Below are 12,852 nucleotides of genomic sequence, written 5' to 3'. Positions count from 1 at the left end.
GTGGCCAGGGTTGCGGAGAATCGGGCTGCAGCGCAACCGAGTTCACGGCTCCAGCGGGAGAAGTACGCGCGGATGCTCGACGCGGCAACGAAACTCGGTTCGGCTCAGCAGTTCGATCAGGTACAGATGATGGACGTGGCCGAGGCTGCGGGCGTTGCGATTGCGACGCTCTACCGGTACTTCCCGTCCAAGCGGCACCTGTTCGTCGGTGTGATGTCGCAGCAGATCGCGGGTATGGGCATGCTCGTCGAGCGGACCGGTGACACGGCGACGTCGCGTTCCGACGCGGCGGCCGGGGCGCTGGTCACGGCGATGCAGTCATTCATGCGTCGACCGGTCCTGGGTACTTCGATGATCCGGGCGATCAACTCCGGGTACGGTCCGGACGCCGTCGAGGCCGCGCGGATCGAGCAGGAGTTTGCGGCGGTATTGCTGCGGGCCATGGCAATTGAGGTGCCGAGCGATCTCGAACGTACGCTGATCCGGCTGCTGATCCAGCAGTGGTTCGGGATCGCGCAGTCGTGCGTGAACGACCACATCGATCGAGAGCAGGCCGAATCGGATATCCGGTTGGCATGTGAGTTGTTGTTGGCGCCGATGGCCGCTGGTCGAGGGTGAGGGCACTCAGTTCGAGAATGCGACGTGCTTGCGCATGATCTTGCCGGTCGCGTTGCGCGGCAGAGGTTCTCCGGTGATCTGCCAGACGGTGGGCTGCTTGAATCGGGCCAGCCGATCAGCGATGAAGTCGCGCAGAATATCTTCGGTGATCGCATGGGCGGGATCGGCGACGACCACGGCGCCGACGATCTGCCCGTAGTCGTCGTCGGGGATCGCAAGCACGACCGACTCGAGCACGCCGGGGCATTCGTCGAGGCACTGCTCCACCTCGGTCGGATAGATGTTCTCGCCGCCGCGGATGATGAGATCCGAACGGCGCGTGGACAACCGCACCATCCCGTGCTCGAGCACCCCGAGATCGCCGGTGCGCAACCAGCGGTCGTCGTCGATCGCAGCGGACGTCGCGGCTGGGTCATTCCAGTAACCGAGCATCACGTACGGGCTGCGGACACAGATCTCGCCTTCGACGCTGTCGGGCACCCGATCCCCGAGCGGATCTCGAATCTCCAACGCGCACACCAGGATAGGGCGTCCAAGGGTGCCCGGGGTCGCTTCGAGATCAGCGCTGGTCGCCACCGCGATGGCGGTGCACGTCTCGGTCATGCCATAACTGTCCGCGAGAGCCACACGCGCCACCGGCAACCGTTCGCGGAGCCGTTCCTGGAACTCTATCGACGAGGGTGCCGACGCCAATGCGAAACCGGTCAGCGAAGAGAGGTCGTACCTCTCGATATCGGTGTCCAGCAGGCGTTTTGCCATGGTCGGCACCGGACCCCAGTTGGTGACGCGTTCGCGCTCGATCAGCGCCAGCACGCGGTCGGCGTCGAAGGAACCCTGATGGATGACGACAGCGCTGCCGGTGGCCAGACGCGGCACTGCGAGGTTGTGCAGGCTCGCGATGTGAAACAGCGGTGATGTCAACAGGTATCGACGGGGTGGGTCGAGTTCGGCGCCGGTGAATGCCGCGAGGAGCGCGTCGTTGAAGCGGTGGTAGTCGATGACGGCGATCAGGTTGCGGTGGGTGGCGACCGCCCCTTTCGGTCGGCCGCTCGTTCCGCTGGTGTAGAGGATGACGGCGGGATCGTCCTCGGCCAGTTCGACATCCGGAGTTGTGGCGTCGGGGTGAGCGGTGGCCATTGCGACGATGTCGTCGTCCAGACTGATGGTGGGAGTATCGATCTCACCGAGAACGGTGCGGCGTTTGGCGTCGGCGACGACCAGCTTCGGGGTGGAATGATTGAGGGCGTACTCGATCTCCGATCGTGTCCACCACGCGTTGAAGCCGACGGTGATCGCGCCGAGTAGTTCAGTGGCCCAGAATGTTTCGATCCACTCCGGACTGTTGGCGGCCAGGATGGCAACGCGGTCGCCCTTGCGGATGCCGTAGTCGTCGCGCAGGGACTGCGCCAGCGAGCGCACGCGTTGGGCATGCTCGGCGAAGGAGATGCGCTGCGTCTCGGTGACCAGGTAGTCGCGGTCGGCGAAGCGTTCGGCGTCGTCGAAGATCTCGGTGAGGGACCTCTTGCGGTGCCTGATGACCGGCATGCGGGCGCCGAGCACGTCCTGCTCGGCCAGCTCGAACGGGCCGCCCGGTCCGGTCAGTCCGCCGATCACCGCGGCGGCATGGGCTTGCGGATCAATGTTCGTCGTCGTCATCGAGAATCCCCTCCGGCCAGGCCGGCATCGTGGTCGCGGCTGGTGTCGAGGATCTCACGGGCGGTGTGATGGGAAGCAAGGAATTCCGGTGACCGGGACTGCCCTTCGTGGCTCGTCGCTTGCGCTCCTCGCACCTCAGGGATCGAGGGGGCTCGGCCGGCGCCTCAATAATCGAGGGGCTCAGGGGGTGGGGGTGGCTTGGGGGTCGAGATCGGCGTCGATGGGGCCGGCGAATTGGGAGTTGTAGAGGCGGCAGTAGGCACCCTGGGCGGCGAGGAGTTGGTCGTGGTTGCCCTGCTCGACGATGTGCCCGTCTTCCATGACGACGATGACGTCGGCGTCGCGGACGGTCGACAGGCGGTGGGCGATCACGAAACTCGTGCGGTCGGTGCGCAGGTTGGCCATGGCCTGCTGGATCAGTAGTTCGGTGCGGGTGTCCACCGAGCTGGTCGCCTCGTCGAGGATCAGGATCGTCGGTTTGGCGAGGAAGGCGCGGGCGATCGTGATGAGCTGTCGCTCACCGGCACTCACGCCGCCGCCTTCGTCGTCGAGCACGGTGTCGTAGCCGTGCGGCAGGGCGCGGACGAAGTGGTCGACGTGGCTGAGTTCGGCCGCCTCCATCACTTCGTCGGCCGACGCGGTCGGATCGCCGTAGGCGATGTTGTCGTAGATGGTGCCGCCGAACAGCCATGAATCCTGCAGCACCATGCCGGTGCGCTCGCGCAGGTCGTCGCGGGTCATGCGGCGCGACTCGACGCCGTCGACGCGGATGGTGCCGGAATCGACGTCGTAGAAACGCATGATCAGGTTGACCAGCGTGGTCTTGCCGGCGCCGGTGGGCCCGACGATGGCGACCATGTGGCCGGGTTCGGCCACCAGCGAGAGGTTTTCGATGAGCGGCTTGTCGTCGACGTAGCGGAAGGAGACGTCGTCGAACTCGATCAGTCCGTGATCGGCCGTCGGCCTCTCCGGCGCGACGGGGTCGGGGGTCTCCTCGTCGGCGTCGAGGATGTCGAAGATCCGCTCGGCCGAGGCGACACCACTCTGCATCAGATTGAACATCGAGCCGATCTGCGTGAGCGGCTGGGTGAACTGCCGTGAGTACTGGATGAACGCCTGCACCTCACCGAGACTCAGCGAACCCGAGGCGACCCGCAGGCCGCCGACGACGGCGACCGCCACGTAGTTCAGGTTCCCGAGGAACATGATCGTCGGCATGATGACGCCGGAGATGAACTGGGCACGCCAACTCGACTCGTAGAGCTTTCCGTTGCGTTCGTCGAACTCGTCCTCGACCTGGCGCTGACGACCGAATGCCTTCACCAACTCGTGGCCGGTGAACGCCTCCTCCACCTGTGCGTTCAGCTTGCCGGTGGAGGCCCACTGATTGAGGAAGTGCGGCTTGGATTGTCGCGCGATCATCGCGGTCGCGACACCGGCCAGTGGAATGGTCACGATCGCGATGATGGCGAGTAGCGGCGAGATCCAGATCATCATGATCAGCAGCGCGATCACGGTGAGTACCGAGTTGAGGAACTGCGAGATGGTCTGCTGCAGGCTCTGCGACAGGTTGTCGAGGTCGTTGGTGACGCGGCTGAGCAGTTCACCGCGCGGGATGGTGTCGTAGTAGCGCAACGGGAGTCGGTGCACCTTGGCCTCGACGTCGGCGCGCAGTCGGCGGATGGTCCCGACGACCACGATGTTGAGCAGGTACGCGCCGATCCACGACAACAGCGACGAACACACGTAGAGCGCCAGCACGATCAGCAGGACTCGGCCGACCTCGCTGAAGTCGATGCCGACGCCCGGCGTCAGATCCATGGAATTCACCATGTCGGCCAACGTGTCCTGGCCCTGGGCGCGCAGACCGTCGACGGCTTGCTGCTTGGTGATGCCCGCAGGCAACTCGCGGCCGACGACACCGTTGAAGATGAGGTCGGTGGCGTGCCCGAGCACCCGCGGTGCGATCGCGGTCAGGATCACCGACGCCACGGTGGACGTCAGGATGACCGCCATGAAGCCGCGGTAGGAGAGCAGCAGGTGCATCAGGCGTTTCAGCGACGGCCCGAACGAGCGCGCCTTCTCCACCGGGCCGCCGCCCATCGGTCCGCCCGGTCGGGGTGCGCCGGGTCCGCCTGGCCGTGTCATGCCCGCTCCTGAATGGACATCTGGGATTCGGCGATCTCCGCGTAGGTCGGGCACGTGGCGAGCAGGTCGTCGTGCCGGCCGAGACCGACGATGCGTCCGCGGTCGAGGACCACGATCTGGTCGGCGTCGAGGATCGTCGAGATGCGTTGCGCCACGATGATCACCGACGACGACGCGGTGGCAGGTTTGAGCGCGGCCCGCAGTCGGGCGTCGGTGGTGAGGTCGAGCGCGGAGAACGCGTCGTCGAACAGGTAGACGGCCGGTCGACGGATGAGGGCTCGGGCGATCGCGAGACGCTGCCGCTGGCCACCGGAGACCGTGGTGCCGCCCTGGGCGATCGGGGTGTCGAGTCCCTCGGGCATGGCCTGCACGAAATCGGCGGCCTGCGCGATACGCAACGCCTCCCAGATCTCGTCGTCGGTGGCATCGGGTTTGCCGTGCCGCAGATTGGAGGCGATGGTGCCGGAGAACAGGTAGGGGCGTTGCGGGACAAGGCCGATCACCGACCGCAGCCGCTCCGGATCGACCCGGCGGACGTCGGTGCCGCCGACCAGGACTTCCCCGGCGGTGGTGTCGATCAGCCGGGGGACGAGACCGACCAGCGTGGTCTTGCCCGAGCCGGTCGAGCCGACGATCGCGGTGGTGGTGCCGGGCTGTACGGCGAAGGTGATGTCGCACAACACCGGACTGTCGGCGCCGGGGTAGCGGAACTCCGCGTCCCGGAACTCGACGGTGGCCGGATCCCCGGCGAACCCGACGGGTTCGGCGGGTGGCCGGACCGACGTCTCGGTGTCGAGGACCTCGCTGATCCGCTCCGCGCACACCGCGGCGCGCGGCGCCATCATCGCCAGGAACGACGCCATCATCACCGACATCATGATCTGCATGACGTAGGTGATCATCGCGGTCAGCGCACCGATCTCGATGGAACCGTCGGAGACCTTGTGGCCGCCGAACCAGATGATCGCGACGATGGTGACGTTGGTGATGAGCATGACCACGGGGAACATCAGGGCCATCATCCGGCCGACGCGCAGGCTGGCGTCGGCGAGCTGGTCGTTGCCGACCGCGAATCGCTGTGTCTCGTAGCGTTCGCGGACGAAGGCGCGCACCACGCGGATACCGGTGATCTGTTCGCGCAGAATCCGGTTCACGGTGTCCAGGCGTTCCTGCATGGCCCGGAAACCGGGGATCATGCGCCGGATGATCAGCGCCATGGTGATCCCGAGGACTGGCACCGCGACCACGAGCACCCATGCCAGCCCGGGTGCCACATGGACGCCCATGATGACACCGCCGACGCACATGATCGGCGCCATCACCAGGATCGCGGTGCTCATCACGATCAACAGCTGCACCTGCTGCACGTCGTTGGTGGTGCGGGTGATCAGCGACGGCGCACCGAACGTGCCGATCTCCCGGGCGGAGAACGAGTTGACGCGATGCAGCAGGTCGTGCCGGATGTCGCGGCCGGCGCCGAGCGCCGCACGCGAACCGAACCACTGACCGCTGACGGTGCAGATGACCTGAACGAAGGCGACCAGCAGCATCCAGCCGCCGATCCGCAGGATGTAGTCGGTGTCGCCGCGGGACACGCCGTTGTCGATGATGTCGGCGTTGAGCGTCGGCAGATACAGCATCGCGCCCGTCGCCACGAGTTGCAGCGCGACGACCGCCACCATGTTCGAGCGGTAGCGGGACAGGTAGCTGCGGATCAATCGGGTCAGCATGGGGTGCTCACTCGGTTGACGCTAGCAACAGTTGCCGACAGACCGCGACAGGGTTTCCCGATCGGGTGCGGGGGTCCTTTCGACACGCTCGCTCGCTGGCGCTCGCGGGCTGCTCAAGGAGCGGTTGGGTGAACGCTCGCTGCGCTCGCTCGTCGCGCTCAACCGGCGGGGTCGGTCAGCCGGCGAAGGTGAACGGAACCACGGCCTCCGGGGTGTAGGTCAGGTACGTGAAGCTTTCCTGGAAGTAGAGCGTCACCGTCTCGGCGTCGTGCGAGTCGTAGCCGATGGCGACGTCCTGGCCGATGGTCATCTCGAAGTCGCCACCACGGGTGCTGAGCAGGAACGCGCCGGAGATCGCGGGCGCCCACACCACCTTGCCCCCGTCGACCAGCAGCCGCTGCAGGTGGTCGCGGATCGGGACACCGTGATTCGACGTCTCGTTGATCAGCCGGTAGACGTCGGCGGACACGGCGAGCGAGTACGGGCCGTCGACCGATTCCAGGCGCAGCGCGGTGGTCGCCTGCGTGATGGCCTCGGGGTAGTCGCGGACGTCGGCGGGTAGCGCGAGCGGGGTTGTCGAGGCCTGGGCGCGGATGCCCGGGATGCCGCCGGCGGGGTAGCCCTCGAAGATGGCTTTGTCCTCGGCGAGTGCCAGTTCGGCGGCAGCATCGCGGACGGGATCCCAGTCGGAGTCCTTGGCGCCGCGGTCGACGTCGTCGATGGCCTCACGGCTGAGCGTGAACGGGATCTTGAAGTCGATCAGCGGCTGCGCGAGGCGGGTGTGCGCGACGATGCCGTTGTCCGGCGCATCGATCTTCGCGCGGTGCCCGGTCGCCACGGTCGCGACATCGGAGCCCAGCGGGCCCTCCACGTCGACGAGGCGTCGGGCAGCGCTGTTGCGTTTGAACGAGCGCGTGGCCTCCTCCTCGATCTCCGCCCAGGCGGCGTCGGAGATGGGGGCGAGTTCGCGGTGCAGGTTGTTCATTGGCTCCTCCTCGGGGCGGGCCGATACGGGATGGACATTCAGTGCAGCGATCCGATGCCCAGAGAGCCGTCGGATGAATGGGTGGTCGGTGCGGGCGGGTCCGCCTCGTCGACGGGTTCCGCGGTGGATTCGACGTCGGGTTCGGCCGCGTCGTCGTCGTCGGATTCCGGTGCCGGGGGCAGATCGTCGAGGAAATCGACGGTCGGGGTGAAGAACTGGGCGCCACTGACCGCGGTGGTGAAGTCCAGCAGCCGGTCGTAGTTGCCGGGCGGATCACCGATGAACATCTTGCGCAGCATCTCCTCGGTGACGTCCGGGCCCGCCGAGTACGCGATGTAGAAGGTGCCGCGATCGCCGGAACCGGACACGTCGCCGTAGGGCATGTTGTCGCGGACGACGTCGATCTCGTTGCCGTCGGCATCCTCGACGACGTTGAGCGCGATGTGCGAGTTCGTCGGTTTGATGTCGTCGGACATCTCCACGTTGTCGGTCTTGGTGCGGCCGATCGCCGCTTCCTGGTCCTGCACGGTCAACGAGTTCCAGGCGTCGAAGTCGGTGACGTAGCGCTGGATGGCGACGTAACTGCCGCCGGCGAACGCCGGGTCCTCGGGGCCGACGGTGATGGCGTCGATGGCGGCCTGGCCGACGGGATTCTCGGTGCCGTCGACGAAGCCGATGAGGTCGCGCAGGTCGAAGTACCGGAAGCCGTGGACCTCGTCGACGACGGTGACCGCGTCGCCGAGGGCCGTCATCGCCAGGCGGCCCACTTCGTAACACAAGTCGAGCTGGTCGGCCTTGATGTGCAGCAGCAGGTCGCCGGGGGTGGCAGGGGCGATGTGCACGTCACCGGCGTACTCCACGAACGGCCGCAAGGACCGTGGGCGGGGACCGTCGAACAGCCGATCCCATGCCTGCGAACCGATGGACACAATGCCGGCCAACGCCGCCTCGGGGGCGCGGGAGCCGACCGCGCGGGTCAGTGACGGGAGGTCGGCGAGCAGGTCGCGGACGGTGTTCTCGCCGCCATCGTTCATGGTGAGGACAAGGAAAATGGCCGTCTTCGTCTTGCGCGTGAGGATTGTCTGCGGCACCGGCACCCCATCACCCTAGCGGGCCACCGCCCGGCCCGCGGCACGCCCGGAGAAGATGCACCCACCGAGGAACGTGCCCTCCAGTGCGTTGTAGCCGTGCACCCCGCCGCCGCCGAAACCGGCCACCTCACCCGCGGCGAACAGCCCGTCGAAGGCGGTGCCGTCGGGCCGCATGACCTGAGAGTCCAGGTTGGTCTCCAACCCGCCCAACGTCTTTCGGGTCAGGATGTTGAGCCGGACGGCGATGAGTGGGCCGTACTCCGGGTCGAGGAGGCGGTGCGGTTTGGCGACGCGAGCCACCTTGTCGCCCAGATATTGTCGGGCGTTGCTGATGGCCATCAGTTGCGCGTCCTTGGAGAACTTGTTGTCGATCTGGGCGTCACGCGCGGAGATCACCCGCTCGATGTGCTGCAGATCGAGCTTCGGGCCGCGCGCGATCTCGTTCATGCCGGCCACCAACTCGGGCAGATTGTCGCGGACGACGAAGTCCACCCCATGCTCGGTGAACGCCTTCACCGGTCCGGGGATGCCTTTGGCCAGGCGGCTCTTGGCCGCGAACCTCAGGTCCTTGTTGGTGATGTCGGGATTCTGCTCCGATCCTGACAGTGCGAACTCCTTCTCGATGATCGACTGCGTCAGGATGAACCACGAATAGTCGTAGCCGGTCGACAGGATCTCTCGCATGGTCGAGTTCGTGTCGAAGCCCGGAAAATTCGGCGGGGCCAAACGGTTTCCGTTGGCATCGAGCCACAACGACGACGGGCCGGGGATGATCCGGATGGCGTGGTCGGACCAGATCGGATCCCAATTGTGGATGCCTTCGGTGTAGTGCCACATACGATCTCGGTTGACCAAGCTGGCACCGGCGTCCTCCGCGATCCCCAGCATCCGGCCGTCGACGTAGTCGGGGACACCCGAGATCATCGTCGTGGGTGCGGCGCCGAGGCGTTCGGTGGGCCAGTTCGCTCGGATGAGGTCGTGGTTGTGGCCGATACCGCCGGTGGTGACCACGACCGCACCCGCCCGGATCTCGAAGTCGCCCACAATATCTCGCGACGACGCCAGTCCACGATCGAGGTCGGTGGCGGCCAACGTTGCGCCGCGCACACCGACGGCGGCGCCGTCCTCGACGAGGATCTCGTCGACCCGATGCCGGAAGCGGAACTCGACGAGGCCACGTTTCTCCGCCTCGAGCACAGGTTCGGCGAAGACGCGTACCACCTCGGGCCCGGTACCCCAGGTGAGGTGGAAGCGGGGCACCGAATTGCCGTGGCCGTCGGCGAATCCGCCGCCGCGTTCGGCCCATCCGACGATCGGGGTGATGCGCAGACCGAGGTCGTGCAGGTACTCGCGCTTGATCGTCGAGGCGAAGTCGACGTAGGCGCGCGCCCACTGCCTAGGCCAGAAGTCCTCGTCGTCGCGATCGAACCCGGCCGAACCCATCCAGTCCTGCAGGGCGAGTTCGGCGGAGTCCTTGATGCCCAGACGGCGTTGCTCAGGAGTGTCGACCAGGAAGAGCCCGCCGAGCGACCAGAATGCCTGCCCGCCGAGGTTGTTGCGGTTCTCTTGATCGACGACGATGACCTTGCGTCCGGCGCGGGTCAATTCGTAGGTGGCGACCAGTCCGGCCAGTCCCGATCCGACGACCACCGCGTCGGCCTGCTGCTGACTCATGAGCCCCTCCTCGTGGGTCGGTTGACGTTGAGACTAGTCGGTCTCAGTTGGGAGTCAGAGCGATATGTCGGCGTAGCGCTGCACCCACGGGGCGGCCTGCTCGAGTTGGGCGGCAAGCGCGAGCAGATCCCCGTCGGAGCCCAGGCGGCCGACGAACTGCACACCCAACGGCAGACCGGTGGCGGTCCAATGCAGCGGCACGCTGATCGCCGGGCGTCCGGTGAGGTTCGCGAGTTGGGTGTAGGGCACCCAGCCCAGACTCTGCTCGATCAGGTCGTCGAGGATTCCGGTGCGGGCCAGCAGGTTTCCGGCATGCGCCTTCGCGATCACTCGGGAGGCGCGTTGCAGCAGCGGCGAAGTGGTGGTGGCGCCGATGCGTAGCGGCGGCGTCGCGAGGGTCGGCGTGAGGAAATAGTCGTGGTCCCGATGGAAGGATTCCAGCGACAACACGTAGTCGTTGACGTGGCTCAGGGCGCGGAAGGCGGGCACGACGCCGGCGGACCGGCCGAGTTCACCCATGGCCAGGGTGTCGGCCTCGAAGTCGGAGTCACTGGCGCCGAGGGCTTTCGCGTCGTCGATCTCGTGGGCGACCCATGCGAACCAGACGGTGAGGAAATCCTTGGCCAGCGCGGCGTCGTCGTAGGGCGGGGTGACCTCCTCGACGTGATGACCGAGTTCGGTGAGCAGTTGTGCCGCATGCTCGACCGCCGCGATCGCCTCGCGATCCGGGGACGGGTTGATCGCCGACGCCGTGGAGTAGCCGATCCGCAGTTTGGTGGGCGGCGTCGTGATCTGCTCGGTGAACGGCGTCGTGGCGCTCGGTGTCGGGTAGACCGACGACGCCGTCGGACCGTAGATCGCGTCGTAGACGGCGGCGGCGTCGCGCACGGTGCGGGTCACCGCGCCCTGCACGGCCATCCCGAACATGACCTCGCCGAGTGCCGAGCCGAACGGGGACAGTCCGCGCGAGGGTTTGAGGCCGACCAAACCGTTGCAGGCGGCCGGAATCCGGATCGATCCGCCGCCGTCGTTGGCGCCGGCCACCGGCACGATCCCCGCGGCGACCGCGGCACCCGACCCACCCGACGAGCCGCCCGGGGTGTGGTCGGTGTGCCAGGGGTTGTGCGCCGGACCCCAATACTCGGACTCGGTCACGCCTTTCGCGCCGAACTCCGGGGTGTTGGTCTTGCCGAAGATCACCAGGCCGGCGTCGAGGAAACGTTGCACGACGTTCGAGTGCTGCTTGGCGACGTCGCGGGCGAGCGCCTTCGATCCGGACGACGTCGGATAGCCCTGGTACTCCTGTGCCAGATCCTTGATCAGGAACGGCACCCCCGCCAGCGGTCCGTCGACGCCGCGCGCGACCTGATCGATGGCCGCGCCGTCGAGGCGCATCACGATGGCATTGAGGGCAGGATTGACGGCGTCGGCGCGCTGTCGGGCCAAGTCCAACAGCTCCTCGGGGGTCACCTCGCGGGCGGCGACCAGTGCGGCCAGGGCGGTGGCATCGAGTGTGCGGTACTCGTCGAGGTTCATCCGGTCAGCGTAGTGGTCGGTAAGGGTCTTGGGAGGCGTCGCTGCGATAACGGCGCGGTTTGCCCGGCCCGAGGTCGGTGATCGAGTCAACCAGGCTGACCTGCACCGATTGTCTCAGCAGCGCGCTCAGCGCCCGCTCGGCAAGGAGACGATCACCGCCGGCGAGAACTGCGGTCACCGACCCGTCGGGGTGCTGGTGCACCGTCCAGCCGCGGGCGCCGCAACGTTGTAGTTGCTGGGTGAGGTCGACGCACGGCACCTCGGTGCCGGTGGCCGAGCGGAACCGGACATCGGCGCGTCCGTGGAGGTCGGTGAGGGCGGGTCGGCCGTCGACCTCGATGAGTCGGCCGAAGTCGCCGGTGCGGTAGCGGGCCAGCGGCAGCAGCGGGTTCTCCCCGGCGGTCACCACGATCTCGCCGACGGCGCCGGGTGTGGTGGTCAACTGACCGTCGTCGGTGCGGATCTCCACCAGTACCCGCCGGTCGACCACGCGGAACGGGCCATCGTCGGCGCGGAAGGCGATCGGTCGGGTCTCGTGCAGCGAGTAGATGTCGATCACCGGGACGCGGTAGGTGGTCTCGAGGTCGCGGCGCAACGCAGGTGCGAGATCGGTGGCGGAGGAGAAGAGCGCGAGTGGCTGCAGAACCGCGCGTAACCGCGGTGCCAGCAGCGTTTCGAGTGCGGCCGGGGTACCGCTGAACACCTGGGGTTGCTGGTCGAGCAGGAAGGAGTCACGCTCCGGCCAGGAGCGCGGGTCGAGGTTCAGGCGCGCCATGGTCATCTGGTCGAAGGCGCTGAGAATCGAGGCGTAGGTGAAGGCCTGCCGCTGGGCGACGATGTGCGCGAGGGCCATCCGGGTCGGATCGGGTCGCCAGTCCACGCCGAGGTTGCGCGCCAGGCGCACCATGAACCAGAACGTGCGGGCGGTGTCCTCGATGTCGTCGGGGATGGCCAGGGCGTGGCCGGTGGAACCGGAACTGGTGCCGTGCAGAAGCTGGGTCAGGTCCGCGTCGTAGGGCACGTAGGCGGCGATGTCGGCGAGTAGGTTGTCGCGGGTGAGGGTCGGGAAATCCGCGAGCCGATACAGTCGGTCCCGTCGGCCACGGTAGGCGGGCAGGAGCCGGGCGGTGTTCAGGTGCGCATCGAGCCAATCTGTCTGTGGCGGAATGGATTCGGCGACGACGCGCGCGACGGCGTCGGCGGTGAGCCGGTCTCCGGTCTCGTGCGACCACCGCGGGGCATGCGGATGGGTGCGGAGTGCCTGCAGGCGCGCCCGACCGTCGGCGGTGAGTGTGGGCCACCGTTCGGCGTCGGTGAGTACCGCCGCCGAGCCGGGCCGATACTCGCCGATGGCCAGGACTCCGTCCAGGTCATCGGGTGCCGGGTGGGTGGTCGGGGTGGTGTGCGGCATCGT

Annotated in this window: 9 protein-coding genes; 1 reads left to right on the top strand and 8 read right to left on the bottom strand. The window is 67.1% G+C overall.

Annotated features, from left to right (window positions below):
* Window positions 1-618: a TetR family transcriptional regulator gene (locus AAFP30_RS11130; RefSeq protein WP_419229960.1), complete on the top strand. Its 618-nt coding sequence runs from the start codon at window positions 1-3 to the stop codon at window positions 616-618.
* A gap of 6 nt (window positions 619-624) precedes the next feature.
* Here AAFP30_RS11130 and AAFP30_RS11125 read toward each other — a convergent pair whose 3' ends face one another.
* The 8 genes from AAFP30_RS11125 to AAFP30_RS11090 all read right to left on the bottom strand — a co-directional run bounded on the left by AAFP30_RS11125 (window position 625) and on the right by AAFP30_RS11090 (window position 12,849).
* Complete coding sequence (locus tag AAFP30_RS11125) at window positions 625-2,274, bottom strand: class I adenylate-forming enzyme family protein (protein ID WP_419229959.1); 1,650 nt, start codon at window positions 2,272-2,274, stop codon at window positions 625-627.
* Window positions 2,275-2,454: 180 nt separating this feature from the next.
* Window positions 2,455-4,422 (bottom strand): ABC transporter ATP-binding protein, encoded by a 1,968-nt coding sequence (locus AAFP30_RS11120; protein WP_419229958.1) that lies wholly within the window; start codon window positions 4,420-4,422, stop codon window positions 2,455-2,457.
* Entirely contained in the window at window positions 4,419-6,152 is a 1,734-nt protein-coding gene (locus AAFP30_RS11115) for an ABC transporter ATP-binding protein (RefSeq protein ID WP_419229957.1), read from the bottom strand. Before AAFP30_RS11115 ends, AAFP30_RS11120 begins: the two co-directional genes overlap by 4 nt.
* A 175-nt stretch (window positions 6,153-6,327) precedes the next feature.
* A complete protein-coding gene (locus AAFP30_RS11110) occupies window positions 6,328-7,137 on the bottom strand; it encodes a family 1 encapsulin nanocompartment shell protein (RefSeq protein WP_419229956.1) in 810 nt (269 codons plus the stop codon).
* Window positions 7,138-7,175: 38 nt separating this feature from the next.
* Window positions 7,176-8,234 (bottom strand): Dyp-type peroxidase, encoded by a 1,059-nt coding sequence (locus tag AAFP30_RS11105; RefSeq protein ID WP_419229955.1) that lies wholly within the window; start codon window positions 8,232-8,234, stop codon window positions 7,176-7,178.
* A 9-nt stretch (window positions 8,235-8,243) separates the two neighbouring features.
* On the bottom strand, window positions 8,244-9,902 hold the full coding sequence (locus AAFP30_RS11100) for an FAD-binding dehydrogenase (RefSeq protein ID WP_419229954.1): 1,659 nt from the start codon (window positions 9,900-9,902) through the stop codon (window positions 8,244-8,246).
* A gap of 54 nt (window positions 9,903-9,956) precedes the next feature.
* Window positions 9,957-11,438 (bottom strand): amidase, encoded by a 1,482-nt coding sequence (locus tag AAFP30_RS11095; protein ID WP_419229953.1) that lies wholly within the window; start codon window positions 11,436-11,438, stop codon window positions 9,957-9,959.
* A gap of 4 nt (window positions 11,439-11,442) precedes the next feature.
* Window positions 11,443-12,849, bottom strand: a complete 1,407-nt coding sequence (locus AAFP30_RS11090; RefSeq protein ID WP_419229952.1) for a CoF synthetase — start codon at window positions 12,847-12,849, stop codon at window positions 11,443-11,445.
* Between the last annotated feature and the right edge of the window lie 3 nt (window positions 12,850-12,852).

This window comes from Gordonia sp. CPCC 205515 (assembly GCF_048537925.1).
Classification (GTDB): domain Bacteria; phylum Actinomycetota; class Actinomycetes; order Mycobacteriales; family Mycobacteriaceae; genus Gordonia.
This window is presented reverse-complemented; position numbering and strand designations above follow the sequence as displayed.

Excerpts from the sequence above, each read along its gene's own strand:
- AAFP30_RS11100 (WP_419229954.1), bottom strand. The coding sequence starts at position 9,902 with ATGAGTCAGCAGCAGGCCGACGCGGTGGTCGTCGGATCGGGACTGGCC.
- AAFP30_RS11120 (WP_419229958.1), bottom strand. The coding sequence starts at position 4,422 with ATGACACGGCCAGGCGGACCCGGCGCACCCCGACCGGGCGGACCGATG.
- AAFP30_RS11115 (WP_419229957.1), bottom strand. The coding sequence starts at position 6,152 with ATGCTGACCCGATTGATCCGCAGCTACCTGTCCCGCTACCGCTCGAAC.
- AAFP30_RS11125 (WP_419229959.1), bottom strand. The coding sequence starts at position 2,274 with ATGACGACGACGAACATTGATCCGCAAGCCCATGCCGCCGCGGTGATC.
- AAFP30_RS11095 (WP_419229953.1), bottom strand. The coding sequence starts at position 11,438 with ATGAACCTCGACGAGTACCGCACACTCGATGCCACCGCCCTGGCCGCA.
- AAFP30_RS11090 (WP_419229952.1), bottom strand. The coding sequence starts at position 12,849 with ATGCCGCACACCACCCCGACCACCCACCCGGCACCCGATGACCTGGAC.
- AAFP30_RS11110 (WP_419229956.1), bottom strand. The coding sequence starts at position 7,137 with ATGAACAACCTGCACCGCGAACTCGCCCCCATCTCCGACGCCGCCTGG.